Consider the following 25,571-nt stretch of genomic DNA (forward strand, 5'->3'; position numbering starts at 1 on the left):
ATCGCCACCCAGGGTCGCAATGCCGCGACGCAGTCGGCCTCTCTTCCGGGATACTGGAGAGCTTCCCGCGGCGAAGCTATCGTACATTCTCCAAGCATCGTCTTCGATTCCTGACTGGCTGCGACTGGCCTGCGTCGGCGAACGAGCACCGAGGCCGCTACCGTGCCGCCCATTTCATGACGAACTCCGGGTAACGCGCGCCGACGATCGAGCCCGGTGCAAATGCCTGATCCAGTTCGCGAAGCTCCTCCGGTGTGAACGTCACATCCAGTGCGGCCACATTATCGGCGATACGACGCGGGCGACTGATTCCGACGAGAGGTATGATGTCGTCGCCACGTGACAGGACCCAGGCAAGCGCAAGCTGTGCCGGCGTAAAACCCTTGCGCGCGGCCATCGCTTCAAGAGCCGCTGCCGTCTTCATGTTGCGCGTGTAGTTTTCCCCCTGCATGCGGGGCGCCAGGAAATGCGCTCCCTCGGGCGGCGCCTCTTTCGGGAGCGTTCCGGCGAGCAGCCCTTCGGCAAGGATACGGTAGGGAACGATGGCGATGCCAAGTTCCCGCGCGACCGGCAGAATCTCCGATTCGATGAAACGGCAGGCCAGCGAATATTCGATTTCGAGCGCAGTGACCGGATGAACGCGATGGGCCCGCCGGAGCAGGTCGGCGCCGACCTCCGACACGCCGAGATAGCGTACCTTGCCCTCCTGGATCAGATCGGCGACCGCGCCGATCGTCTCCTCGTAGGGTACCTCGGGATCCGCCCGGCAGGGCTGGTAGAGGTCGATCACATCCACGCCGAGCCGCTTCAGCGAGTAGGAGGCGAAATTCTTCACGGAATTCGGGCGTCCGTCGAGACCGATGACGCGGCCGTTCGGAGCGACCTGCGCACCGAACTTGACGCTGAGAAATGCACTGTCACGCCTGTCGCGAATGGCCCGCCCGACGAGCATCTCGCTCTGGCCGCTTCCGTAGAAATCACCGGTGTCGAGAAACGAAAATCCCGCATCCATTGCGGCCTGGATCGTGCTGACGGCTTCCTGCTCGCCGGCGTCGCTTCCCATGCGGAAGCTCATGCAGCCCAGCCCGAGAGCCGAAACCGCCGGGCCTCCCTTGCCCAATTGCCTGGTGATCATGTTTATCATTGTTCAACTCCGCTTGCCGGGATGCACTGGATCGAGCCGGCGCTGGCTGCTTGTTTCAAATTACAAAATATGTAATATGTAACTAATTCGATTGTCAACCGGGAGATTTGCGCATGCCGAGGACGGGCTTGTCCGCCGATGAGTTGAAGGAAAAGGCCGTGGATGCCGCGCTGGCGCGCATGCGCCTCGTCGGCTTCGACAAGGTCCGGCTGATCGACGTCGCCAAGGAGATCCGCGTAAGCCATGCAGCGCTCTATTCTCATTTTGCCGACAAGGCGGCCCTGCTCGACGCCGTGATCGAACGATGGCTGTCGAGGGTCGAATGCGCGATGTCGGCTGTCGCGTCCTCCGACATCGATCCCGAGAGGCGGATCGAGGAATGGTTCGTCGGCCTCTACCAGATGAAGAGACAGGCGGCGCTGGACGATCCGGAGCCTCTTCATGCGTTCGACATCGCGTCGGCGCGTGAGAAGCCGTTTGTCGTCGCCCACCTGCGGACCTTGCTGGAACAGCTTGCCGGTCTCCTGGCGGGGGCGAAAATTGCCCGCGAGGGTTCGGATGCGTGCTTGAAGGCCGAAATGCTTTACGAGGCAACGGCGGCATTTCATCATCCGACGCTGATTGCCCAAACGGCCCGGGACAACCGGGAGACAAGGCTTCGCGAGATCGTCGCCCTTGTTCTTGGCGGCATGAAAGCTCTTCCGGTTGCGGGTCGAGACGCGGGACGGCGTGAATGAGCAATGCCTCAAGGATGCCATCTCGCGCGCCGTTCGATCATGTTCGCCAGCGTTACAGGACAGGCAGGACAACGGCTGCCTTCAGGCCCGGATTGTTTGGTGACAGAACGATATCCCCGCCGTGATGACGGGCTATCGCCCTTGCTATGGACAAGCCTAACCCCACTCCGCCGGTCTCCCGGTTTCGCGAGCTTTCGACCCTGTAAAACGGCGTGAACACCTGCTCGAGTTCGCTCGGCGGAATGCCCGGCCCCTCGTCTTCGATCAGTATTTCGATCGCGTTCGTACGTGTTTCGACCCTGACGGCGGCGCGGCCTGCATAGCGCAGTGCGTTCTCGATCAGATTGCGCACGGCCCGCTTGAGGTTGTCCGGGCGGCAGCGATAGCTGATCCTGTCGGTTTCCTGAAAGACGACATCGTGGCCAAGCTCGGCAAGATCGTCGCAGAGGCTGCCAAGGAGAGCCGCAAGGTCGACCGTTCGGGTTTTTTCCACGGTCGCCTCGCTCTTTGCAAAGGACAATGCCGCTTCCGTCATTGTCTGCATTTCGTCAACGGTCGCCAGTATCTTGCTCTGAAGATCGGGGTCGCTCACGAACTCGGCCTTCAGGCGCAATGTCGTGAGCGGCGTGCGCAAATCATGGCCGATCGCCGCCAGCATGCGCGTTCGGTCATCGACGAAGCGTCGGAGCCTTAGTTGCATTCGGTCGAAGGCCTCGTAAAGCTGACGGATATCGTCGGGCGCCCGGGGAGGGGATAGCTGTATCGCCTCGCCGCGCCCGAGCGCCTCGGCGGAAATCGTCAAGCGACGCAAGGGCCGCGCGATCCGACGGGCGACCAGGACGCCGATCAAACTGAGAACAACCGCCGTGATGCCGATCGAAAGCATCGACTGGCTGCTCCAGATATACGGCGGGGATGGCTTGTAATAAACGGCGTTTAGCCAGGAGTTGCCATTCAGCCTTTGTACGATGCCCATGCCTTCCTGGCTGGAAAAATGCAGAAACTGGGCATGGGGAATGGCTGGCTCTGCTGCGAATGGATGCCAACCGGTGATGTCGGGATCTCCCAACGAGGGCGCTGCCCCGCTGGAGACAGGTGCCGATCCATCAGCGGCCTGCGATCGGATGAGGTCGGAGGCAGATGCTCGGAGATAGGACTGCGCCGTTTCATACCAGGCATGGGGATCGGCGGAAGGGTCTCGATCCGAAAGCCAGAAGCGCGCATAGCCTGTGGAGCTTGCGATAAGGACATTGCGGCGCATGTCGGCGGGAACCGCTTCCAATACGCTTGAAAGCGCAGCCGTCCTGTTTACGAAGTCGCTTTCGACGGATTGCCTGATCGCGGCTTCGCGCTGCCTGGAGGAGACCAGGAAGGCGATGGTCTGGCCGACGAACAGCGCCGCCAGAATGAAGACGATGAACTGACCGGCGAGGCTCTTCTTCCACCACAACATCATTTGACGCTCACCTCGACGGAAAGACTGTAGCCGCCGCCCCAGTGCGTCTGAATGATCGTCGGGTTCTTCGGATCGGGTTCGATCTTCTTGCGCAGCCGGCTGACCTGGTTGTCGATGCTCCGGTCGAACGGATCGGCCGTTCGCCCGACCGTCAGGTCCAGCAGTTCATCGCGCGTCAGCACGGAATGCGGATGATCCAGGAAAACCTTCAACAGGCGGAACTCGGCCGTGCTGAGTGCAACGCCAAGGCCGTCCCTGGATTGCAGTTCCCGTCGACGGACATGAAGACGCCATCCGTGAAAATCGATGATCTGATCCTTGGACGCCTCCCGCGGAGGCGAAGCGCCGGATGTCCTGCGAAGCACCGCCCTGACCCGGGCCAGCAGTTCGCGCGGATTGAACGGTTTGACCAGATAGTCGTCAGCGCCCAGCTCCAGGCCGATGATACGGTCCGTGTCATCCGCCATCGCGGTCAAGAAGATGATCGGCAGGTCGTTGCTGCCACGGATCTGCCGACAGATCGAAAGGCCGTCCTCCCCAGGCATCATGATGTCCAGGACGAGGAGGTCTGCCGTGCCCCGTTCGAGAATCCTGCGGAGGGCGACGCCGCTTTCCGCGACGCTGACGCGAAAACCATGCCGGGAAAGATAGGCCGCCACGAGATCGCGAATCTCGCGGTGATCGTCGACGACGACAATGTGGGGCTCGCTTGTCATCCATCCTCTCGGACTTGGTGCAGCACGCTTCAACTATACCGTTGCGGGAGAGCCCGGCACCCCAAAAATTGTATTAAAGTGTCGCAGATTTGGTGCGCTGCAACCGAAGCCGCCGCCCGGTTACAATTTGATACAGTCTCCATCCTCCCTGGCACATCTCTGCGACAAAGAGCCGGTAGCCTTGCCTTATCCAAGCTTCGATCCGGCAGTTCCCGCTGCCCGGACATTTCAACGCGTTCCACAAACGACCTTGCCCAGAAGGATCCCCGATGATCGTGCGACACCTGTTTCTTCGTCTGCTCACTGGGGCAACGATGGCCATTGTGCTGTCGGGTTGCAGCGAGGGAGAGGCCGTCGAAGCGCGTCCCATCCTGCCGAAACCGGAGATCGGCGCACAGATGCTGCGCCCCCAGACCGTGACGCTCACGGCGGAGTTGCCCGGTCGCACGAGCGCCCACCTCGTCTCCGAGGTTCGTCCGCGTGTCGGCGGCATCGTCCGCAGCATGAATTTCGAGGAGGGCAGCGACGTCAAGGCGGGCGATATCCTCTACGAACTGGACTCTGCGCCGTTCGAGGCTGCTTACAGGAATGCCGAGGCTGCCCTTCAGCGCGCCGATGGCGCCATACCCGGCGCGCAGTCTCGGCTCGATCGCTACAGAAACCTGACGGCACGCAACGCCGTCAGCCAGCAGGATCTCGACAATGCGCAAACGGCCCTGCTGCAGGCTCAGGCGGATGTGGCCGCTGCGACGGCGGCTCTTGAGACCGCACGCATCAATCTCGAATACACGAAAATCCGCGCGCCCATCGACGGGCGCATCGACGCGTCCAGCGTTACGCCGGGTGCGCTGGTCACCGCCGATCAGGCGGCGCCCTTGGCCACGATCCGGCAACTGGACCTCATCAATGTCGACGTCGTTCAATCGAGCTCCAGCCTCTTGCGTCTGCGCAGGGAGATCGCGGCGGGCAGGATCAGGACGAATGGCGACTTCGTCAGCGTCGAGCTCCTGCTCGAGGACGGCAGTCGTTACCCCTATCCCGGCAAGCTGAAGTTTTCGGAATCCTCCGTATCCCCCACCACCGGCACGCTCACGATCCGGGCGATCTTTCCAAACAACGACGGACTGTTGATGCCGGGCATGTATGTCCGCGCCATTGTCGAAGAAGGGTTCCGGGAAAACAGTTTCCTGTTGCCGCAACGTGCCGTTTCAAGGAATCCCAGGGGCGAAGCCGTTGCGAAGTTCGTCGGCGCCGACAACAGGATCGAAGAACGGGTGCTGGTCGTCGAACGCAACCTGGGAAACAACTGGCTGGTCGATGAAGGGGTCGCGAATGGTGATCGCCTGGTGATTGACGGATTGCAGCGCGCGCAGAACGGCCAGGAAGTCGTGGTGACCGCAGTTCGGCTCGACGAGCAGACCGGGGAGGTGGTTGCTGCCAACGAGAGTGCGCAACGTCTATCGGATGACACGGGCATCACTCGTCTCTCGTCGGACGCGTCTCGCATCGCCACCCGCTAGGATCCTGAAATGTCGCGTTTCTTTATCGATCGTCCCATCTTCGCCTGGGTCATCGCCATCGTCGTGATGCTTGCGGGCGCCCTGTCGATCACCACGCTTTCTGTCTCGCAGTATCCGCAGATCGCGCCGACCACAGTGCGGATTACGGCAAATTATCCCGGCGCCGATGCCCAGACCGTCGAGAATTCCGTGACCAAGGTCATCGAGCAGGGCATGACCGGCATCGACAATCTCGACTACATCACATCCAGCTCGACATCGACCGGCCAGGCCTCGATTTCCTTGACCTTCACGAATGCGGCCAACCCCGACGTCGCGCAGATGCAGGTGCAGAACAATCTCCAGCTCGTCCAGTCACGGCTGCCGCAGGTCGTGCAGAACACCGGCATCACCGTGTCGAAGTCGACGTCCAGCTTCTTCATGATCGCGTCCTTCGTGTCGACGGATGGCAGGCAGTCGGCAAACGATCTCGCCGACTATATCGATGCTTCGCTCAACGACGCGCTGCGCCGCGTGCCGGGTGTCGGCGACACCCAGATCTTCGGCTCCCGCTATGCCATGCGCATCTGGATCGATCCCGACAAGCTGGCGAAGTATCAGTTGATCGCCAGCGACGTGACGGCTGCCTTGCAGGCGCAGAACACGCAGGTCTCGGCAGGTCAGCTCGGCGCCCTCCCGCAGAGCGCCGGCCAACAGCTCAACGCCACGGTGACGGCCGGCAGCCGGCTGCAGACGAAGGAGGAATTCGAGGCCATCATTCTCAAGAGCGAGGACGATGGAGCGCTCATCCAGTTGAAAGATGTCGCGACGGTCGAGCTTGGCGCGGAGAGCTATACCACGACGGGGGTCTACAACGGTCACCCCGCGGCGGGCATCGGTTTCAGCCTGGCGACCGGCGCAAACGCCATGGACACCGCGGATGCGGTCCGGGCGGAAATAGAGCGCCAGAAAGGCAGCCTGCCGGCCAATGTGGAGGTCGAGTATCCCTATGACACCACGCCCTTCGTGCGGCTTTCCATCGAGGGTGTCGTGCACACGCTGATCGAAGCCGTTGCGCTGGTCTTCGTCGTCATGTTCATCTTCCTCCAGAATTTCCGGGCGACCTTGATCCCGACGCTGGCCGTCCCCGTCGTTCTCCTGGGAACGCTCGGCGTGCTTGCCCTGTTCGGCTATTCCATCAACACGCTGACCATGTTCGGCATGGTGCTGGCGATCGGCCTTCTCGTGGACGACGCCATCGTCGTCGTCGAAAATGTCGAGCGCGTCATGGAGGAGGAGGGGCTGAGCCCGCGCGAGGCCACCATCCAGTCAATGCGGGAAATCAGCAGTGCGCTGGTCGGCATCACCACCGTTCTCTCCGCCGTCTTCATTCCCATGGCCTTCTTCTCGGGCTCGGTCGGCGTCATCTATCGCCAGTTTTCCGTCACGATCGTAACCGCGATGATCCTGTCCGTGCTCGTGGCGCTCATTTTGACGCCGGCGCTCTGTGCGACGATCCTGCGCAAGCCGAAGCACCACGCGCGCAAGATTTTTGTTTTCCGCTGGTTCAACCGCGGTTTCGAGTGGGCAGCACAGCTTTACAGGCGCAGCGTCGATGTTTTGATCCGGTGGACGGCCGTCTCGATGCTGGCGTTTTTCGGGCTGGTCGTTGCCACCGGCCTGCTGTTCAACACTCTGCCCACGGGCTTCCTGCCGGAAGAGGATCAGGGCCGTCTTCTCGCAACGATCCAGCTTCCTCCCGGTGCGACCGCCGACAGGACCGCCCGCGTGCTGGATAGCGTGATCGGGCACTTCCTGAACGAGGAGAAGGACTATGTCGACGGCGTGTTCGGCACCGTCGGCTTCAATTTCAGCGGCCAGGGCCAGAATGTCGCCGTCGCGTTCATCGCGCTCAAGGACTTCGATGCGCGCACGACACCGCAATCCTCGGCGCAGGCAATCGCCGCCCGCGCAATGGCCGCTTTCGGAAAAATCCGCGATGCCCGGGTCGTCGCGCTGGCGCCGCCGGCCATACCCGGCTTCGGCAGCTCCGCCGGCTTCGATTTCTTCATAACGGATACGGAAAACAGAGGGCACGAGGCGCTCATGGCCGCCCGCAACCAGTTTCTTGGCCTCGCGGCGCAGAGCGATCGACTGACCGGCACCCGGCCCAACGGCCAGGAAGACACGCCGCAATATTCCGTATCGATCGACCGTGCGCGCGCAAGTGCGCTCGGGCTCAGCCTGGGGGACATCGATTCGACCCTGTCGACTGCCTGGGGCGGCACCTATGTCAACGATTTCGTCGATCGCGGTCGCGTCAAGCGCGTCTATGTCCAGTCGAAAGCCGAATTCCGCATGCAGCCTGGCGATTTCGACCGCTGGTACATCCGCAACAACCGCGACGAAATGGTGCCTTTCTCGGCCTTCGCCACCGGAAAATGGACCTATGGTTCACCGCGGCTGGAGCGCTACAACGGCGTATCCGCCGTCCAGATCCAGGGCGCGGCCGCTGCCGGAAAAAGCTCGGGCCAGGCGATGACGGAAGTGGACCGGATGATGGAGCTGCTGCCGCGTGAATTCTCCCACGAATGGACGAGTCTTTCGGCACAGGAGCTGCTCGCGGGCAACCAGGCCATCCAGCTCTATGCCATCTCCGTGCTGGTCGTGTTCCTGGCGCTCGCTGCACTTTATGAAAGCTGGTCCATCCCGCTTTCGGTCATGCTCGCCGTCCCCGTCGGCATCTTCGGCGCATTGGCTGCCGCGACACTCTTCGGACAGGCGAACGACGTCTACTTCAAGGTCGGCCTGCTCACGACCATCGGTCTTGCCGCGAAGAATGCCATTCTGATCGTCGAGTTCGCCATCGCGCAGCAGGCGGCGGGCAAGACATTGATCGAGGCGACGCTCGATGCCGCGCGCCAGCGCCTGAGGCCGATCCTGATGACCTCCTTTGCTTTCATCCTCGGTGTTCTGCCGCTGGCAACGGCGAATGGGGCCGGCTCCGGCAGCCAGAATTCGATCGGCATCGGTGTGATGGGCGGCATGATCTCCGCCACTGTCCTCGGCATCCTGTTCATCCCCGTTCTGTTCTTCGCAACCCGGAGGATTTTCAAGGGACGATCCCGGCTCACGGTGGATGCGGGCCGCCCGAACCTCACGATGCCGGCCGAGTAGCCGCCTGGGCTTGCGACGCAAAAGGCCCGGAAAAATGCCAGGCAATCCAAGCGGGGTACAGTTACAATTTAATACAGTTTTTCCTGGGCTTGGCATAGCTCTGCGACAAGTGACGGTTAGCTTTGCCACAGAAGCAAGGTGCGTGACGAAGTCGTCACCGTCGAACTTCTATCGGAACGACACCGCACTATTCAGGTGCCGCGATTCTATGATCATCAACCTTTCTCATGACGAGGGCATTCTGAATGCTGGAAAAGACAGAAAGACTCGACCTTATTGCAGCCAGCCGGCGGCTGTTTCTTGCAGCGACCGTGGCGACCTCCATGCTTCTGCTGAACCACACGACGGTTGTGGCTCAGGAGCCGAAAGTTCTTGTGTATAGCGATCATGAGCCGCTCGGCGGCATGCGGACCCGCTTTCTCAAGGACGTTCTTTTCCCCGCCATCGAGAAGGAGTCGAACGGCCGTCTGAAAATCGATGACCATTGGAACGGAGAACTTGCCATTGCCTATGATGCGCGCGGTGCGGTCGCGGCGGGCGAGGTCGTGGACATATCCACCGTCGTGCCCGAATACTCGGCGAACGAAATGCCGCTGCACCAGATTTTCAAGGGCTTTCCCATGGGGCCGACCGGCGACGGACAGATCGAATTCTTCAAGCGCGTATATGCAGAGATTCCGGCATTCGCCGAGGAGATGACCGAGAACAACCTCGTCACCCTTTACTTCGGCACCGGCTACCCCGTCGCCTTCTACAGCACGAAGCCCCTCGGTTCATTGAATGAGGTCTCCGGCGGCAGGTGGCGAACCGCCAGCTTCTGGCATCAGGATTTCCTCACCAATGTGGGTGCCACTCCCGTCACGATGCACTGGGGCCCGGAAGTCCCCGCCGCATTGCAAGCCGGGACGATCGATGGGCTCATGGTGAACGTCGACAGCGGATACATGCTGAAAGTGCATGAGGTCGCGCCCAATATTCTGGCTTCCAAGGATCTATGGCTCGGGCACGTCTATCTTCTGGCGATGAACAAGACCACCTGGGACGGGCTGGCGCAGGACGACAGGGACGCCATCCGGCGGGCTGCGGAGTCGGCCTATACCACTCTCGGATCGGTGATGGACAACAGCTTTGACGCCCAGATCCAGGAGCTGCAGGATGCGGGCGCGACCGTTCGTGTTCTCGACAAGGCCGAAATCGAGCCGTGGGTGGCCGCCACAAGATATCAGGAAGCCCAGGACGCGTGGGTCCGGAGCCAGCAAAGCAAGGGGAACGAAAGCGTTGATCCTGCCCTGAAAGCAGTTCGATCCATTATGCGCGACATCATGGACTAAGGCGTGTGGGGATTCAGGATTCCCACAGAACGGAGATTGTGATTATGGGATGGCCGCCTCTCTTCGGAACAATCCGTTAGGGTCGTTACCTTTGGAAAGAGAGGGGCCGGACTGATGTCAATGTCTGTGCCTGGCAATGATCATGGCAAGCATCTATGCGGTCTTGGTCGGGCTTGATGAGACGGGCTCTGTGCCGTCGCCTTCGTCACGATGGTATCGTGGATTTTGTCGGCAAGATAGAACCTTGCATCGTGATGTAAAAGCCAGCGAGAACGACGACCACGATGCCGGGGTAATCGCAGAACCGGCATATTCTTCTGTCGCCCGGACCAGCGTGCCGACGGCGATCTCGGTGGGCGCCTTCGCCAGCGCGATGCCGCCCACCCGGCCGCGCGTCGTCTCGGTGAGGCCGAGATGGTGCAGGGTCTGCGCCACTTTCAGGAGGTGGTTGCGCGAAAGCCCGTAGGCCTCGGCCACGTCGTTCACCCGTGCACACGCCGTCCGGCCGCGGCGCCACGCAGATCGGCATGCGCAGGGCATGGTCCGTGTGAAGCGTCATCCGCATCGGGGCGCATATTGCGGGATGCGGCCGCCCGGAAGGCCCTCCCTGGCCGATCCGTCCCAAGTTTGTTCTGGCTCAACGACTGGTCGGCTTCGCCGCTCCAAAGCTGCCCGTAACGAACTGCGGGAATGTCCTGGAATGAAATGCCTCCGTCTTGTCCTTCTGCTCTGCGCCAGCCTGTGCCTTGCGGTCTCCGCCAGCGCGGCAACGGTGCTGCAGGATTATCTGCCCGCCGCGGTCGCCTCCGATCTCGTGCCCGGCGCGGACGGCTTCGGTTCCGTGCGCGACGATATCGCGGCCGCGCCCGTGCTGAAGGGCGGGGAGACCGTCGGCTGGGTCTTCGTCACCTCGGACTTCGTGGGAACGACCGGCTATTCCGGCAAGCCGATCCATACGATGGTGGCTGTCGGCCCGGATGCGAAGATCCTCGGCGTCCAGCTGGTCAAGCATTCCGAGCCCATCGTGCTCATCGGCATTCCCGAGGCGAAGGTGAAGGCGCTGGTCGCCGCCTATGCCGGGCTCGACCTCCTCGCCGAGGCGAAATCCGGCGGCACGGCGCATGAGGTGGACATCATCTCCGGCGCGACCGTGACGGTGATGGTGATCGACGATTCGATCGTCCGTTCGGGGCTGAAGGTCGCGCGGGCGCTCGGCCTCGGCGGACTGGCTCCGGAAGCGGAAAGCGCCGGCCCCCGTTTCGAGATCGACCCCGATGCCGCGTCGCCCGCCGATTGGGCCGAGGCCGAGGGCGACGGAACCCTGCGCCGGCTGTCGCTCGACGTCGCGCAGGTCAACGCCGCCTTCGCCGGGCATCCCGACGCGCGCGCCCGCCAGCGCGCGATCCCTGAGCCGCCGCAGACCACCTTCATCGACATGCAGGCGGCGCTGGTCTCCGTTCCCGCCATCGGCAAGGCGCTGCTCGGCCCGGCCGAAGACGCCAACCTCAAGGCCTGGCTGGGCGAGGGTGAGAACGCCGTCGCGGCGGTGGGGCGCGGGCTCTATTCCTTCAAGGGCTCGGGCTATGTGCGCGGCGGCATCTTCGACCGGATCGTGCTGATCCAGGACGACGTTTCCGTGCGCTTCCGCGACCGCGACCATCGCCGCCTCGGCGGCATTGCGCTCGCCGGTGCGCCCGAATTTTCCGAGATGGACCTGTTCCGCATTCCCGCCGGCCTCGGCTTCGATCCGGCGAAACCCTTCCGTATCCAGCTTCTGGCGCAGCGCGAGGTGGGGGCTATCGAGAAGGTCTTCCACACCTTCGACCTCGGCTACCGGCTCCCGCAGAAGTACCTCACCGCCATCGCCCCGCCGGCAAGGGAGGTCGCTGTCGTCTCTCCGCAGACCGAGGGCGCGGCGCAGGCGGACCTCTGGAAGCGCATCTGGCGCGACTCCAAGCTGAAGATCGCCGTCCTCGGCTCCATGCTGGTGGTGCTGACGGGCGTGTTCTTCTTCCAGACCTATGCGGTCAGGAACGCGAAGGGCTTCTACATCTTCCGCATCGCCTTCCTGACGGTGACGCTGGTCTTCCTCGGCTGGTACGCCAATGCGCAGCTCTCGGTCGTCAACCTGATGGCGCTGTTCGGCAGCCTCGTCAGCGGCTTTAGCTGGCAGGCGTTCCTGCTCGATCCCTTGACCTTCATCCTGTGGTTCGCCGTCGCCGCCGCGCTGCTGTTCTGGGGGCGGGGCGCCTATTGCGGCTGGCTCTGCCCCTTCGGCGCGCTGCAGGAGCTGACCAACCAGATCGCCCGCAAGCTGCGCATTCCGCAATGGACCCTGCCCTGGGGCCTGCACGAGCGGCTCTGGCCGATCAAGTACATGATCTTCCTCGGGCTCTTCGGCGTGTCGCTGATGAGCGTCGAGCAGGCCGAGCATCTCGCCGAGATCGAACCGTTCAAGACCGCGATCATCCTGAAGTTCATCCGCGCCTGGCCGTTCGTCGCCTATGCCGTCGCGCTTCTCGTCGCCGGGCTCTTCGTCGAGCGGTTCTACTGCCGCTATCTCTGCCCGCTCGGCGCGGCGCTCGCCATTCCCGCGCGCATGCGCATGTTCGACTGGCTCAAGCGCTACCACGAATGCGGAAACCCCTGCCAGACCTGCGCCAACCAGTGCCCGGTGCAGGCCATCCACAGGACCGGTGAGATCAACCCGAACGAGTGCATCAACTGCCTGCACTGTCAGGTGCTCTACCAGTCCGAAACCGTGTGCCCCGTCGTGATCAAGAAGATGAAATCCCGGGCCAGGCTCGCGGCAAGTCCCGGCGGCGCCCCGATCCACCAACCCGCAGCCAAAGTCCAACAAGCCAACGTCTAACCAAAGGAGTCGACCATGGAATCGAAGGAACACAAGGGACTGAGCCGCCGAGCGCTCTTCAGCGCCACGGCCGGAACGGCCGTTCTCGCCGGCACGATGGGCACGGTCGGGCTCGGTGCAGCGAGCCTCGCGACCCCGGCGCGCGCCGCCGAAGGCGACGGCTCCGTCGCGCCCGGCAAGCTCGACGACTATTACGGCTTCTGGTCCTCGGGCCAGACCGGCGAGATGCGCATCCTCGGCATCCCCTCGATGCGCGAACTGATGCGCGTGCCGGTGTTCAACCGCTGCTCGGCCACCGGCTGGGGCCAGACGAACGAGTCGATCCGCATCCACCAGCGCACGATGACGGAGAAGACGAAGAAGCAGCTCGCCGCCAACGGCAGGCAGATCCACGACAACGGCGACCTGCACCACGTCCACATGTCCTTTACCGACGGCAAGTACGACGGCCGCTACCTCTTCATGAACGACAAGGCCAATACGCGCGTCGCCCGCGTGCGCTGCGACGTGATGAAGACCGATGCCATCCTGGAGATCCCGAACGCCAAGGGCATCCACGGCATGCGTCCGCAGAAATGGCCGCGTTCGAACTACGTCTTCTGCAACGGCGAGGACGAGGCGCCGCTCGACAACGACGGTGCGACCATGACGGATGTCTCGACCTATGTGAACATCTTCACGGCGGTCGATGCGGACAAGTGGGACGTCGCCTGGCAGGTGCAGGTCTCGGGGAACCTCGACAATTGCGATGCCGACTATGAGGGCAAGTGGGCGTTCTCCACGTCCTACAACTCGGAAATGGGCATGACGCTGGAGGAGATGACCAAGTCCGAGATGGACCACGTCGTCGTCTTCAACATCGCCGAGATCGAGAAGGCCATCGCCGCCGGCCAGTACGAGGAGGTAAACGGCGTCAAGGTGCTGGACGGCCGCAAGGAAGCCAACTCCCTCTTCACCCGCTACATCCCCATCGCCAACAACCCGCACGGCTGCAACATGGCGCCGGACAAAAAGCACCTGTGCATCGGCGGCAAGCTCTCGCCCACCGTCACCGTGCTCGACGTGACGAAGTTCGACGCCCTCTTCCATGAGAACGCCGAGCCGCGCAGCGCCGTGGTGGCGGAGCCGGAACTCGGCCTCGGCCCGCTGCACACCGCCTTCGACGGGCGCGGCAACGCCTATACCTCGCTCTTCCTCGACAGCCAGGTGGTGAAGTGGAACATCGAGGACGCCATCCGCGCCTATGCCGGCGAGAAGGTCGATCCGATCAGGGACAAGCTCGACGTGCAGTACCAGCCCGGCCACCTGAAGACCGTGATGGGCGAGACGCTGGACGCGGCCAACGACTGGCTGGTGTGCCTGTGCAAGTTCTCCAAGGACCGCTTCCTGAATGTCGGCCCGCTGAAGCCGGAGAACGACCAGCTCATCGACATCTCCGGCGACAGGATGAAGCTGGTGCACGATGGCCCGAACTTCGCCGAGCCGCACGACGCCATCGCCGTCGCGCCCTCGATCATGGCGAACATCCGCTCCACCTGGGACCGCAACGATCCGATGTGGGCCGAAACGCGCAAGCAGGCGGAGGCCGACGGCGTCAACATCGACGAATGGACCGACGAGGTCATCCGCGACGGCAACAGGGTGCGCGTCTACATGACCTCGACCGCGCCGAACTTCAGCCAGGAAAGCTTCACGGTCAAGGAGGGCGACGAGGTCACGGTCATCGTCACCAATCTCGACGAGATCGACGATCTGACGCACGGCTTCACCATGGGCAACCATGGCGTGGCCATTGAGGTCGGGCCGCAGCAGACGAGTTCCGTCACCTTCGTCGCCGCCAATGCGGGCGTCTACTGGTATTATTGCCAGTGGTTCTGCCATGCCCTGCACATGGAAATGCGCGGCCGCATGTTCGTGGAACCGAAGGAGGCCTGACGATGCGCCTGCCCGTCCTCCTGATCGGCCTTCTTCTCGCCTCGCCGCTCGCAGCGGCGGAGCGCGCCGTCGCGCCGGGTACGGGCAGCCTCGCGGCGGCCATCGCCGGGGCGGCGCCCGGCGATGTGCTGACACTGACCGACGGGGCCTATGTCGGCCCCGTCACCATCGACCGGCCGCTCACCATTCTTGGCCCGCGCGGGGCCGTGATCGACGGGCAAGGGCAGGGCAGCGTCGTGACGATTGCCGCGCCCGACGTCACCCTCACCGGCTTCACCGTCACCGGCTCGGGCCGCGTGAACCAGGACCTCGACGCCGGGGTGAAGATCCTCCAGGGCGCCGATCGCGCGCGCATCGAAAAGCTGCTCGTCACCGGCAACATGCACGGCATCGACGTGCATGGCGGCCGTAACGCCGCCGTCATCGGCAACGAGATCGTCGGCACCAAAAGCCCGCGCATGAACGAGCGCGGCAACGGCATCTATGTCTGGAACAGCCCCGGCACGCTGCTGGAGGGCAATGTCATCCGCTACGGCCGCGACGGCATCTTCTCCAATGCCAGCGCTGACAGCATCTATCGCGGCAATGTGATGCGCGACCTGCGCTTCGCCGTGCATTTCATGTACACGCGCAACACCGAGGTCTCCGGCAATGTCTCCATCGGCAACCATCTCGGCTTCGCCATCATGTTCTCCGATCGGGCGAAGATCCTGAACAATCTCAGCCTCGGCGACCGCGAGCACGGGCTGATGCTGAACTATGCCAACAATGCCGACGTGACGGGCAATCTGGTGCGCGGCGGCACAAAGAAATGCCTCTTCATCTACAATGCCCACAAGAACCTCCTCTGGGACAACCGGTTCGAGGGCTGCGGCATCGGCATCCATTTCACCGCCGGCTCGGAGAAGAACGTGCTCACCGGCAATGCCTTCATCGCCAACCGCGAGCAGGTGAAATATGTCGGCACGCGCAACATGGAATGGAGCCATGAGGGCCGGGGCAATTTCTGGTCCGATCACCCGGCCTTCGACCTCAACGGCGACGGCCTTGCCGACAGCTTCTACCGGCCCAACGACCTGATGGACCAGATCCTCTGGTCGCAGCCGGCCGCGAGCCTCCTCATCGGCTCGCCCGCCGTGCAGCTCGTGCGCTGGAGCCAGCGGGACTTTCCCGCCACGCTGCCCGGAGGCGTGCGCGACAGCGCGCCGCTGATGCGCCCCCTCACCATATCCGTCCCGCCCGACATCCTCGGCTTCGAGGCCGAGGCCGCCAGCCGCTGGGCCGAAGGAAACCATGATGACAGCGACCCTGACAATCTCCCGGCTCACTAAGCGCTTCGGCGACGTGGAGGCGCTGAAGGCCGTTTCGCTGACGCTGGAGGCGGGAAAGCGCGCCGCCCTGCTCGGCCATAACGGTGCGGGCAAGTCGACGATGATGAAGATCGTCCTCGGCCTCATTCCCTACGACGGCGGCGAGGTCTCGGTCTGCGGCGCGCTGCCCGGCTCGCCGGCCGCGCGGGCGGAGGTGGCCTATCTGCCGGAAAACGTCGCCTTCCACCCGGCGCTGACCGGCGAGGAGCAGCTTCGCCACTATCTGGCGCTGCGCGGGGAGAACCCGCGCCAGGCCATGGAGCTTCTTTCGCGCGTCGGCCTCGCCCACGCCGCGCGGCGGCGCATCGGCACCTATTCCAAGGGCATGCGCCAGCGCGTCGGCCTTGCCCAGACGCTGATCGGCCGCCCGCGCCTCCTCGTGCTGGACGAGCCGACCTCCGGCCTCGACCCGGTGTCGCGGCGCGATTTCTACGACCTGCTCGACGGCCTTGCCGCCGAGGGAACCGCGATCCTCCTGTCCTCTCACGTGTTGACCGAGGTGGAGGCGCGCACCGACCGCATCCTCATCCTGTCCGGCGGGGACCTGGTGGCGGAAGGCACGCTGGCGGACCTGCGCGCCCGCGCCGCGCTGCCCGTCGCGTTTCTGGTCCGCCCGGCCGGCGGCCATGCGCCGTCGCTGTCGGCAGCCCTTCCCGAGGCGGTCGCCGGGCCGGATGGGCTCATCCGCCTTTCCTGCGTGCAGGCGGAGAAGCTGCCGCTCCTCGCCCGCATTTCGGCGCTCGGCGGCGCGGTCGCCGACCTCGACGTGATTCCGCCGAGCCTTGAGGACATCTACAGCCATTTCAGCCGGAGGGACGGGCAATGAGCCGCATCCTCGCCACCGCGACCTCGGAATTCCGCATCGCCTTCCGCAATCGCTGGGTCTCCATCGCCACCGGCATGATGGTGCTGTTCGCGCTGGTGCTCGCCGCCGCCGGCTCCGCTCCGACGGGCGATATCGGCGTCGACCGGCTCTCCGTGACGGTCGCCTCGCTCACCTCGCTCGCCGTCTACCTGGTGCCGCTGCTGGCGCTGCTGATGAGCTTTGACGCGGTGGCGGGCGAGGTGGAGCGCGGCACGCTGCCGCTGCTGCTGACCTATCCCGTCTCGCGCCTTCAGATCCTGCTCGGCAAGCTCGCCGCGCATCTGGCGATCCTCGCCCTCGCGGTGACGCTCGGCTATGGCACGGCGGCGCTGGTGGCCGTCTGGACCGATCCGGCGGCCATCGGGGGCTTCGGCTCGCTGTGGCGGCTGATCTGGTCCTCGGTGCTGCTGGGCGCGACCTTCCTCGGCGCGGGCTATGCGCTCTCCGCGCTGGCGCGGCGTCCGTCGGGGGCCGCGGGATTGGCCATCGCGCTCTGGCTGGTGGCCGTGGTGCTCTACGACCTGGCGCTCCTGGCGCTGATCGTCACGGACGGGGGCGGGGAGTTCACGACGCGGGCGCTGCCGGCGGCGCTGCTCGCCAATCCGGCCGACGCCTTCCGTGTCTTCAATCTCTCGGCGGCCGAGGCCGTCGCGGCGGCTGGCGGCATCGGCGGGGCGGCGGGCGCGATCCCGCTCTGGCAATCGGCCGCCTCGCTGCTTCTCTGGCCGCTTGCGGCAATCGCGCTCGCCGTCAGCGCCTTCCGGAAGGTGACGCCATGAGGAACCGTCTTCGCCCCGTGCTGCTCGTGGCAATGCTCGCGCTGCTCACCGCCTGCAAGGAAGAGGCGGTGCAGAGCACCGCGCCGCAGGACATGAACGCGCAAACCCTCGGCCACTATTGCCAGATGAATCTTCTGGAGCATCCCGGCCCCAAGGCGCAGGTCTTCCTGGAGGGCTATCCCGCGCCGCTGTTCTTCAGCCAGGTGCGCGACGCCATCGCCTATATGCGCGGGCCTGAGCAGGTCGCGCCGATCCTCGCCGTCTATGTCAACGACATGGGCCGGACGGGTGCGACATGGGAGCAGCCTGGCGCCGGCAACTGGATCCCCGTCGACAAGGCCTTCTACGTCGTCGGCTCCGCCCGCGCGGGCGGCATGGGCGCGCCGGAGACCGTACCCTTTTCCAGCCGGGAGCGCGCGGAGGCCTTCGCCGCAGCCGAGGGCGGGCGCTTGCTGGTCTTCGCCGAGATCAGCGATGACATGGTCCTGACGCCGGTGGAGACCGGCGCGGACGAAGGGGCCGACGACGCGGATTTCGATAGCCGTCTGCGCACCCTGCCCAACAAAGCCGGAGGCTGAGCCATGCCCGTTACCCGCCGACGCCTGATCATGATTTCCGCCGCGCTGGCCGTCCTACCCGCCGCCGCGCGCGCCGCGACGGGAACCGCCCGCCTGTGGACCGGGCAGGCGCTGGGGGCGCGCGCCTCGATCCGGCTCGACCATCCCGACGGCGCGGCCATCGCTGCCCGCGTCATGGGCGAAATCGACCGGCTGGAGAACATCCTCAGCCTCTATCGCCCGGAAAGCGCGCTGGCACGGCTGAACCGCGAGGGGCATCTCGCCCACCCGCCCTTCGAATTGCTGGAGTGCCTGTCGCTGGCCGGCGCCGTCCACCGGGCGAGCGGTGGCCGGTTCGATCCGACCGTGCAGCCACTCTGGGCGCTCTGGGCGGAAGCCGCCGCCGGTGGCGGCCGGCCCGATGCAAAGGCTGTCGAACGCGTGCGCGCCAAGGCCGACTGGACCAAGGTAGAACTCGATGCGGCAATGATCACCCTGAAGCCTGGCATGGCGCTGACCTTGAACGGGATCGGCCAGGGTTATGTTGGCGACCGGGTCGCCGCGCTGCTGGAGGCCGAGGGATTGACCGATATCCTCATCGATACCGGCGAGTTGCGTGCGCTTGGCGGCAGGCCGGACGGCGGCGAATGGCCGGTGCGACTGGAGACTGGGGAGCGACTTGCGCTGCGCCAGCGTGCGCTTGCCACGTCCGCCCCCCTCGGCACGACCTTCGACCAAGCAGGACATGACGGGCATATCCTCGATCCCGCAACCGGAATGCCGGTGCGGGCGAGCTGGAAATCGGTCTCGATCTCGGCGCCCTCGGCGGCGATATCCGATGCGCTGGCAACAGCCGCCTGCCTGATGCCGGATCGCGAGGCGATCCTTGCCATGACCGGTCATTTCGCAGGCGCACGCCTTGAGGCCGCCGCATAGGGCACATTCCGGCCACCGGGATGGTGAAGGCTCTCGCAAGCCCGCGGTATTTTCCGGCGAGCATGTCAGCGGCCGGGACCTCGGCGGCGGCACTTTGATGGCGATGCTTCTCGTTGGGCTTGTCCTGATTGCGATCGGTTATGCAGGCGTGATGATTTTCGTTCAGGAGGCAGCGCTCACAGGGTGTTGTCTCTTGGATGCCGCCTCGGTTTCGGCGTCATTTGGCGGCGGCGAGGCTTGGCTTTTCGAAGCGTGAAGCACCTCGTTTTCGAGATGCAGCACGAGATTATCGGTGAGTTTCCGCAGACCCGTATAGTGCGCGGTCCATGAGCTGCAAGCACCTTCGGACAGCGCCATGCCATGGCGGCAGCGTACTCGATGTCCTGAAGAAGCGGGCAGTGTCCTCGTGTTCGTCGCGCATCTGGGCGATCGCCTTATATGCAAGCATTGATGCGGCCCGCGCCTTTTTCCCTGTTGAATGCGGAGCGGCCCGGCGGGTACGGCAGTATGCCGTGTTAAATCCTTCCTAAATTTATCCACATTTGCGTTGGCGCAAAGAGCGGTTCTCTCGCGAGCGATAACCATTCGCAACGGCGGTTCACCGCGCGGCAGGGCGTCCCTCCCGCGAGCATCGATGCCGCGTTTCGGGATTTGCGTGGGAGATTTCGCTATGGATAAAAAGGGATTGGCCGTGGCTGCGGCTTTGGGCTCGCTGCTTCTGATGCCTGTGGTCGGCATTGCGGCGGATGGCGGGGAAAGCCGAGGCCTTGCGAATGTCAAGCAATTCACGCTCGACCATAGCCGCAGGCTGGTTGCGCAAGCGGAACGGCTGGAGGCCGGCCTTGCCGACTACCATGGCGTGATCGTCGCGCATGGCGGAGACTATGCGGCGGCCTGGGCCGCCGATGGCGCCCGGCTCGCCCAACAGATCGATGCCATTCGCGCCCTGTGGCTGGAGGCGTCCAACCAGTACGAGACGATCGAGGGAATCGTTGCCGGCATTCCCGAGACCGCCAAGTACGACCTCATTCTGGATGCGGGCAATCCGGGCACGGAAACCGAGGACGTCGCGGAATACGACCTGCCCCTGCCGGATGGCACCGTGCTGAAGCGGCCGGGGAACCTATTCCACGGCATCACCGAGCCACTATTGTGGGGCATGGACGAAAACGGCGTCAAGCTGCCGGTGGACCTCAACGGCGACGGCAAGGTGACGCGCGGGGAGATGCTTTTCGACGCCAATCTCGGTTTCGGCGCGGCGCAAGCGCTGACCCATTGGGCCAAAGCCCTCGACGCCGACATGAATGCCTGGAAGCCGAACCGCGAGGATGCCTTCACCTCCGTGGTCGTGATGACGCCGACTGTCGGCGACTATTTCGGTGAATGGAAGGAATCCCAGTTCATTTCCGGCGAGATCGGCGCGTTTGTCGCCCAAAGCCGTCTGTCGGACGTTCAGGCCATCATGAGCGGGTGCCGCAAGATGTATTCCGAAGCGCTCTCGCCGGTGGTGTCGGCGAGTGATGTGGACCTCGACAGCCGCATCAAGGCCGGTTTCGAGGAGCTGCTGGCACTCGTGGAGGACACCCATGCTCGTGAGACGGCCGGCGCGAAGTTCGGCGCCGAGGAGGCCGACGCATTGGGCAACGAGGCGCAGGACATCGCCGACCGGATTGTCGCCATGGTGCTCCAAGCTGCGGCCAAGGCCAAGGTGCAGATCCGCGGTTGAACGAAGGCCACGGGACAAAAGGCCGGCAGGATCTGTCGGCCGGAGGACCGGACGCGATGAAAAACCTGGAAACCCTTCCCACGCCTGCCTGCCGGCGTTTCATGCTGGAATATGGCCCGAAGCGTCCCGGCATCCGGCGGGCCTTGGCGCTGTCGCTCCTGTTCGTAGCCCTTGTCTGCACGGGTCTGTATCTCGAATTCCTTGCCGGACGAAACTGGAATGCGGGAGAGGCGGTCCTTCTTGTGCATCTCGCCCTCGGGCTGATCTTCACGGCGCTCTTCCTGTCCTGGATCGGCGGGCATGTGCTACGAGGTCTGCCGAGGAGCCAACGGCCTGCCTTCAGCGTCCTCAGTTGGCTTCTCCTGGCAAAATTCGTTCTCGTCGTCGTGACGGGTTTGATGATGACGCTGCCGACGGTCGTCTATCTTGCCGGTGGGCTCTGGTTTTGGAGCTTTGAGGCGACACATGTCCTGACCTTCCTGCACCTCTGGGCTTCGCTTGCGGCCGCCGCCGGCTTTCTTGTCCACCTTGGCATGAGGCATTGGGTGCTCAGGGTGGACCGGCAGAAGCGGTGTTTGTCATGAAGTACCAGCTCAAGGCGCACTTGCCTCCGATGGCACTCGGCGCCTTCCTGGCTCTGGTTTTCATCTTCTGTGCGGGTGTTCTGGCGCCGGTCGCGCCGGAACCCGGCGTGGATCTGGCGGATGTGCCGTTTTACCGGCTGCCCTTTGGCCTGGATGCGGCAGGCCGCGAGCGGCCGTTCTGGCCGTCGAGGCTCCAGACGGAGAACGGCAGGTTCGCGGACCCTGCGTCGATTCCGTCGGCGGCAAAATGCGCAACATGTCACCGGCAGGAGTTCGACGAATGGGCGCCGTCGCTCCACGCCATTGCCGGCCGCGATACGATCTACGAGCGTGCGGTGGAGGCCAACGAAGGATTACACCGGGATGGCATCGAGAAGGCCCGCTTCTGCGAGGGATGCCATGCTCCCGGCGAAGTGCTGTCGGGCAGGACGAACCGGTTCAAGTCCGTCATGCCTTCGGACGCAGCCACGGAAGGCGTTACCTGTATCATGTGCCATACGGCCGTCCATGCGGACCCGCAGGAAGGCAACGGCGCATTGACGCTGGCGTTGAATACCGGCGTCGACGGGCTCTCCGATCCCATGATCCTTGTCGCGCCGCGGGATCATGCCCGCGCCTTCGGAGCGGCAAAGACGAACGCGCTGATCGCCAGTTCGGACTTCTGCGGCGGCTGCCATACCGAAACCTACGATCCCTCGATGTCCAGAGCCCGCAGCCGGCAGCATGTTCAGACGACGTTCGCCGAATGGCGCGGCAGCTGGTATGCCCGTAACGACGTCAACTGCCAGGATTGCCACATGGCGCCCGACCCCGCCGCCTATGTCCGGCAGATCCGGGCCGGCGATCTCGCCAAGCCGGAGCGCTATGCGCACAACTTCGTCGGCTCGAACTACCTGATGTTCGACACGAGCCTCGGCTCCAACCTTACCTTCCTGCGCGGCGGCATCCTGCCGGGCCTCACCGATGCCCGAAACACCGCGCTGATCGCGAGGCAGGGCGAGGCGACCCGGGCGCTTCTGCGCTCGGCCGCCGGGCTTGCATTGCGCGACGCGGCCGCTGCCGACGGCATGCTCCGGTTCGGCGTGGCCGTGCAGAACCTCGGCGCCGGCCACAATCTGCCGACCGGCGTGATCGACCAGAAATACATGTGGCTGGAAGTCGTCGTCCGCGATGCGTCGGGCACGGAAATCTACCATTCGGGCGCGTTCGACGCCGAGCGCGGCGAGACCGATCCGAATGCCGTGATCTGGCGCGAGGACTTCATCGATTCCGATGGCAGGCGCATCCCGGACCACCTGACCTTCATTACGGCCGCCATCACGCATGTCCGCCCAGGCGTTCCACCGAAGGGGGAGGATGTCGTCGCCTACGAAGTGCCGCTTCCGCCCCGCGCCACGGGACCGTTCACGCTTGAAGCCCGGCTCTGGTATCGCGTCGCCACCCAGGAATTCGCCTACAACACGTTGAAGACGGACCTGATCATTCCTCCCTTCGAACTTGCGGCAGGGCATTTCACCCTGCCCGTCGGGAAAGAGGCCAATCCATGATCGCCCATGCCGTCCGTGTTCTCCTTTTCGCACTGGCCGTCTTCCTTTCCCTCCTGGGACCGGCGGCGGGAGCGGACGTGCCCTGGCAGGATGCCGAAGCACTGCGTGTGGAAAGCGCGCAGATCCAGCGGCGCCTGTTCCGGGCGCCGGAGGCGGCCTTGCTGGAGGATGTCGCGGCGCGGCTGGAAGAGGTCCGCCGGCTCTGGTCCACCCGGCTCCGACCTGCCTATGAAAAGGTGGCGCCATCCCGGGCGCGGTCTATAGACGAGGCGATCGGCGGGTTCGCCGAGGCGGTCGGGCACTGGGATCCGGCGGCCGCGGCGTCGGCGCGCGCCCGGATCTGGACCGGACTGATAGACGGCGCCTTCAGCGCGGCCCTCATGCGCCTCGACGAGGGACTGGTGGCGGAAGCGGCCGGCTGGCTCAACATTCGCGAATATGCCCGGGCCTCCCGCGACACGGCCGCCAGCATCGCCATGCGCGAAGCGCTCGCCGGACGCATGGAGCCGGAGCAGGCGCGGGGCGTGATCGAAACGGAACTGCTCGGCGTCTATGCCGGCGAACTGCGCAAAGCCGTCGCCGAGGCGCGCGGCCACCGGGCCGCCGGCTACGGGGTCCAGCTCGCCGGCGTGCTCGCCCAGGCAAGCGGCTTGCACAGGCTCCTGTCTGAGAACCTTGCGGCGCGTCTCGGGACGCAAGAGGCAACGCGGATCGCGGAAGCTTTCGCGCGCCTGAACGATCCGGGCCTTTCGCAGGGGCAGGAGCTGGAAGCGTTGCTCGTCCACATCGAAAAGCTGCTCGCCACCTACGCACCGGCCAGCCTTTCCCCCGAGGAACGAGACCGTCGGGTCCGCCTGTTCATCCGGTTCATGGCGCTTGTGCCAGTCGAATACGAGAAAGCCGTGAGGGACGGAGAAGTAGTCATCCCCTTCGAGTATTTCGAAGCCGGGCTCTTTCGTGACCGCGCGGAGATGCTGTTCGGGGACCTTGGATATGATCTTGCCGCCCGCGCGCCGCAGTCGTTCGACAGGCTGTCGGCCATCCTTGAGGACATCCAGACGCTGATCAGGCAAAAAGGCGATGGCACCAGCGTCAGAAGCCTCTCGGAGGAAGCCGAGGCACACATCGCCGTTGTCTATGGGGCCGATCTGTCGAAGGGCAGTTACGGGGCAGCCCTATCTCTGCTGCCGGATATTCTTGACGAAGTTCTGCTGGCCGGCGAGGCTGGCGACTGGGAAGAGGCGGAGCTCAAGCGGCTGGAAGCTTATGCGCTTTTTGATCCCGATATCGAACAGCGTCTGATGCCGCGGGCGCCGGCCCTGGCACTCAGGATGGAGGCGGATTTCTGGGAGGGCAGTGCAGAACATCCTGGCTTGGGACGTATCATGGCCGCCCGCGGCCCCGAGGGAACTCTGAAGCTGGCCGTGAACCGCATGAAGGCGGCCACGCAAGAGGCCGCAGGCATTCTCGATACCAAACTTTCGGGCTTGGGGGCTTTCCTGCAATCGCTGGCCATCCTCCTGCGGGAGGGGTTGGAGGCCGTCCTCGTTCTTGCCTGCATGATCGGCGCGCTGAAGGCGAGCGGTGTCAATGGCTGGCGCCGGCCGGTGACGGGCGGCGTGGCGGCCGCGGTGGGCGGATCCTTCGCACTCTGGTTTGCCGTCGGCCGCCTGTTCGCTCTGAGCACGCTTCAGCGAGAACTGCTGGAGGGGCTTTCGGCACTGGCGGCAGCCGCAGTGCTTCTCTATGTGACCCATTGGATATTCAGAAAGTCCTATGTCGGCGACTGGATCGCGGAAATCCGCCGCAAGGCGGTGGCTGCGACCAGGGGGAAGGGCGAGGATTCCAGCGGTAAACTTGGATGGTTCACTCTATTCTCGCTGTCGTTTCTCGTCGTCTTCCGCGAGGGCTTTGAAACGGTTCTATTTTATGAGGCGCTGCTGATCGACGCACCGGCGGCGCCTGTCCTTGCGGGATTGGTCGTCGGCGGCATCCTGGCCGCCACGACCGGCTATGTGATGCTCGGCCTTGAAGCGACGCTGCCCCTTGCGACATTCTTCCGGCTGACCGGGGGGATGCTCGCCGTTCTGTCCGTCGTGCTTGTCGGTAGCGGCATTCGGGGGCTGCAAACCGCGGCCCTGGTTTCTGCGACGCCGGTGGCATGGTTCCCGGATCGTGCCTGGCTGCAGATCTATTTCGGCCTCTATCCCGTCCGTGAGGCGCTGGTTGCCCAGTTGATCGTGGCGGGGTTCGTCGTGGTTCCGCTGCTCGGTTTCATTCGAAACCGCGGTTCACGCGAAGCGTGAATGCCGGAAGGGATATCTCCTTCCGCTTGGTTAT

Annotated in this window: 20 protein-coding genes; 16 read left to right on the forward strand and 4 right to left on the reverse strand. The window is 64.2% G+C overall.

Translation table 11 applies throughout. The features are described from left to right. Positions 1-157: 157 nt before the first annotated feature. Positions 158-1,135, reverse strand: a complete 978-nt coding sequence (locus shn_RS26965) for an aldo/keto reductase (protein WP_064333601.1) — start codon at positions 1,133-1,135, stop codon at positions 158-160. A gap of 137 nt (positions 1,136-1,272) precedes the next feature. Here shn_RS26965 and shn_RS26970 point away from each other — a divergent pair, with 137 nt between their 5' ends. After that, positions 1,273-1,881, forward strand: a complete 609-nt coding sequence (locus shn_RS26970; RefSeq protein WP_168168973.1) for a TetR/AcrR family transcriptional regulator — start codon at positions 1,273-1,275, stop codon at positions 1,879-1,881. Between the two features lie 52 nt (positions 1,882-1,933). Here the strand turns inward: shn_RS26970 and shn_RS26975 are convergent, their stop codons facing one another. Both shn_RS26975 and shn_RS26980 read right to left on the reverse strand, forming a co-directional pair. After that, positions 1,934-3,337: a cell wall metabolism sensor histidine kinase WalK gene (locus shn_RS26975; protein WP_084438540.1), complete on the reverse strand. Its 1,404-nt coding sequence runs from the start codon at positions 3,335-3,337 to the stop codon at positions 1,934-1,936. Further along, positions 3,334-4,053: a response regulator gene (locus tag shn_RS26980; RefSeq protein WP_064333603.1), complete on the reverse strand. Its 720-nt coding sequence runs from the start codon at positions 4,051-4,053 to the stop codon at positions 3,334-3,336. The genes shn_RS26975 and shn_RS26980 overlap by 4 nt, the downstream gene beginning before the upstream one ends. A gap of 269 nt (positions 4,054-4,322) precedes the next feature. Here shn_RS26980 and shn_RS26985 point away from each other — a divergent pair, with 269 nt between their 5' ends. The 3 genes from shn_RS26985 to dctP all read left to right on the forward strand — a co-directional run bounded on the left by shn_RS26985 (position 4,323) and on the right by dctP (position 10,060). After that, complete coding sequence (locus shn_RS26985) at positions 4,323-5,573, forward strand: efflux RND transporter periplasmic adaptor subunit (protein ID WP_064333604.1); 1,251 nt, start codon at positions 4,323-4,325, stop codon at positions 5,571-5,573. A gap of 9 nt (positions 5,574-5,582) precedes the next feature. Continuing rightward, positions 5,583-8,729: an efflux RND transporter permease subunit gene (locus shn_RS26990; protein WP_064333605.1), complete on the forward strand. Its 3,147-nt coding sequence runs from the start codon at positions 5,583-5,585 to the stop codon at positions 8,727-8,729. A 245-nt stretch (positions 8,730-8,974) separates the two neighbouring features. Beyond that, positions 8,975-10,060: a TRAP transporter substrate-binding protein DctP gene (gene dctP, locus shn_RS26995; RefSeq protein WP_084438542.1), complete on the forward strand. Its 1,086-nt coding sequence runs from the start codon at positions 8,975-8,977 to the stop codon at positions 10,058-10,060. Between the two features lie 153 nt (positions 10,061-10,213). Here dctP and shn_RS35275 read toward each other — a convergent pair whose 3' ends face one another. Next, entirely contained in the window at positions 10,214-10,537 is a 324-nt protein-coding gene (locus shn_RS35275; RefSeq protein ID WP_168168974.1) for an Rrf2 family transcriptional regulator, read from the reverse strand. A gap of 223 nt (positions 10,538-10,760) precedes the next feature. Between shn_RS35275 and shn_RS27000 the strand changes: the two genes are divergently transcribed. From shn_RS27000 to shn_RS27050, 12 genes are all read left to right on the forward strand, one after another. Further along, positions 10,761-12,932 carry a NosR/NirI family protein gene (locus shn_RS27000; protein ID WP_064333606.1) on the forward strand — a complete coding sequence of 724 codons (2,172 nt, stop codon included), beginning with the start codon at positions 10,761-10,763 and terminating at the stop codon, positions 12,930-12,932. Between the two features lie 15 nt (positions 12,933-12,947). After that, positions 12,948-14,867, forward strand: a complete 1,920-nt coding sequence (nosZ, locus tag shn_RS27005) for a TAT-dependent nitrous-oxide reductase (protein ID WP_064333607.1) — start codon at positions 12,948-12,950, stop codon at positions 14,865-14,867. A 2-nt stretch (positions 14,868-14,869) separates the two neighbouring features. Beyond that, positions 14,870-16,198, forward strand: coding sequence for a nitrous oxide reductase family maturation protein NosD (locus shn_RS27010; protein ID WP_064333608.1), 1,329 nt, complete (start codon positions 14,870-14,872; stop codon positions 16,196-16,198). Further along, on the forward strand, positions 16,164-17,063 hold the full coding sequence (locus shn_RS27015; RefSeq protein WP_064333609.1) for an ABC transporter ATP-binding protein: 900 nt from the start codon (positions 16,164-16,166) through the stop codon (positions 17,061-17,063). Before shn_RS27010 ends, shn_RS27015 begins: the two co-directional genes overlap by 35 nt. Continuing rightward, complete coding sequence (locus shn_RS27020; protein WP_064333610.1) at positions 17,060-17,881, forward strand: ABC transporter permease; 822 nt, start codon at positions 17,060-17,062, stop codon at positions 17,879-17,881. Before shn_RS27015 ends, shn_RS27020 begins: the two co-directional genes overlap by 4 nt. Beyond that, a complete protein-coding gene (locus shn_RS27025) occupies positions 17,878-18,459 on the forward strand; it encodes a nitrous oxide reductase accessory protein NosL (RefSeq protein WP_064333611.1) in 582 nt (193 codons plus the stop codon). Before shn_RS27020 ends, shn_RS27025 begins: the two co-directional genes overlap by 4 nt. Before the next feature lie 3 nt (positions 18,460-18,462). Further along, positions 18,463-19,374 carry an FAD:protein FMN transferase gene (locus tag shn_RS27030; protein ID WP_064333612.1) on the forward strand — a complete coding sequence of 304 codons (912 nt, stop codon included), beginning with the start codon at positions 18,463-18,465 and terminating at the stop codon, positions 19,372-19,374. Between the two features lie 97 nt (positions 19,375-19,471). Then, positions 19,472-19,630, forward strand: a complete 159-nt coding sequence (locus tag shn_RS36575) for a hypothetical protein (protein ID WP_168168975.1) — start codon at positions 19,472-19,474, stop codon at positions 19,628-19,630. 435 nt (positions 19,631-20,065) lie between these two features. After that, positions 20,066-21,100 carry an imelysin family protein gene (locus tag shn_RS27035; protein ID WP_168168976.1) on the forward strand — a complete coding sequence of 345 codons (1,035 nt, stop codon included), beginning with the start codon at positions 20,066-20,068 and terminating at the stop codon, positions 21,098-21,100. After that, a complete protein-coding gene (locus shn_RS27040) occupies positions 21,097-21,684 on the forward strand; it encodes a DUF4405 domain-containing protein (protein WP_145926069.1) in 588 nt (195 codons plus the stop codon). The genes shn_RS27035 and shn_RS27040 overlap by 4 nt, the downstream gene beginning before the upstream one ends. Then, positions 21,681-23,231, forward strand: coding sequence for a multiheme c-type cytochrome (locus shn_RS27045; RefSeq protein ID WP_064333615.1), 1,551 nt, complete (start codon positions 21,681-21,683; stop codon positions 23,229-23,231). Before shn_RS27040 ends, shn_RS27045 begins: the two co-directional genes overlap by 4 nt. Continuing rightward, positions 23,228-25,537, forward strand: coding sequence for an FTR1 family protein (locus shn_RS27050; RefSeq protein ID WP_064333616.1), 2,310 nt, complete (start codon positions 23,228-23,230; stop codon positions 25,535-25,537). The genes shn_RS27045 and shn_RS27050 overlap by 4 nt, the downstream gene beginning before the upstream one ends. Positions 25,538-25,571 lie beyond the last annotated feature (34 nt).

The sequence above is a fragment of the Shinella sp. HZN7 genome, assembly GCF_001652565.1.
Taxonomy (GTDB): domain Bacteria; phylum Pseudomonadota; class Alphaproteobacteria; order Rhizobiales; family Rhizobiaceae; genus Shinella; species Shinella granuli.

What these genes read in the sequence shown, in the direction of transcription:
- shn_RS27010 (WP_064333608.1), top strand. Translation starts at nt 14,870, where the DNA reads ATGCGCCTGCCCGTCCTCCTGATCGGCCTTCTTCTCGCCTCGCCGCTC.
- shn_RS27045 (WP_064333615.1), top strand. Translation starts at nt 21,681, where the DNA reads ATGAAGTACCAGCTCAAGGCGCACTTGCCTCCGATGGCACTCGGCGCC.
- shn_RS27030 (WP_064333612.1), top strand. Translation starts at nt 18,463, where the DNA reads ATGCCCGTTACCCGCCGACGCCTGATCATGATTTCCGCCGCGCTGGCC.
- shn_RS27025 (WP_064333611.1), top strand. Translation starts at nt 17,878, where the DNA reads ATGAGGAACCGTCTTCGCCCCGTGCTGCTCGTGGCAATGCTCGCGCTG.
- shn_RS26980 (WP_064333603.1), bottom strand. Translation starts at nt 4,053, where the DNA reads ATGACAAGCGAGCCCCACATTGTCGTCGTCGACGATCACCGCGAGATT.
- shn_RS36575 (WP_168168975.1), top strand. Translation starts at nt 19,472, where the DNA reads ATGGCGATGCTTCTCGTTGGGCTTGTCCTGATTGCGATCGGTTATGCA.
- shn_RS26990 (WP_064333605.1), top strand. Translation starts at nt 5,583, where the DNA reads ATGTCGCGTTTCTTTATCGATCGTCCCATCTTCGCCTGGGTCATCGCC.
- dctP (WP_084438542.1), top strand. Translation starts at nt 8,975, where the DNA reads ATGCTGGAAAAGACAGAAAGACTCGACCTTATTGCAGCCAGCCGGCGG.
- shn_RS27000 (WP_064333606.1), top strand. Translation starts at nt 10,761, where the DNA reads ATGAAATGCCTCCGTCTTGTCCTTCTGCTCTGCGCCAGCCTGTGCCTT.
- shn_RS26965 (WP_064333601.1), bottom strand. Translation starts at nt 1,135, where the DNA reads ATGATCACCAGGCAATTGGGCAAGGGAGGCCCGGCGGTTTCGGCTCTC.
- shn_RS27020 (WP_064333610.1), top strand. Translation starts at nt 17,060, where the DNA reads ATGAGCCGCATCCTCGCCACCGCGACCTCGGAATTCCGCATCGCCTTC.
- shn_RS27050 (WP_064333616.1), top strand. Translation starts at nt 23,228, where the DNA reads ATGATCGCCCATGCCGTCCGTGTTCTCCTTTTCGCACTGGCCGTCTTC.
- shn_RS26985 (WP_064333604.1), top strand. Translation starts at nt 4,323, where the DNA reads ATGATCGTGCGACACCTGTTTCTTCGTCTGCTCACTGGGGCAACGATG.
- shn_RS27015 (WP_064333609.1), top strand. Translation starts at nt 16,164, where the DNA reads ATGACAGCGACCCTGACAATCTCCCGGCTCACTAAGCGCTTCGGCGAC.
- nosZ (WP_064333607.1), top strand. Translation starts at nt 12,948, where the DNA reads ATGGAATCGAAGGAACACAAGGGACTGAGCCGCCGAGCGCTCTTCAGC.
- shn_RS26975 (WP_084438540.1), bottom strand. Translation starts at nt 3,337, where the DNA reads ATGATGTTGTGGTGGAAGAAGAGCCTCGCCGGTCAGTTCATCGTCTTC.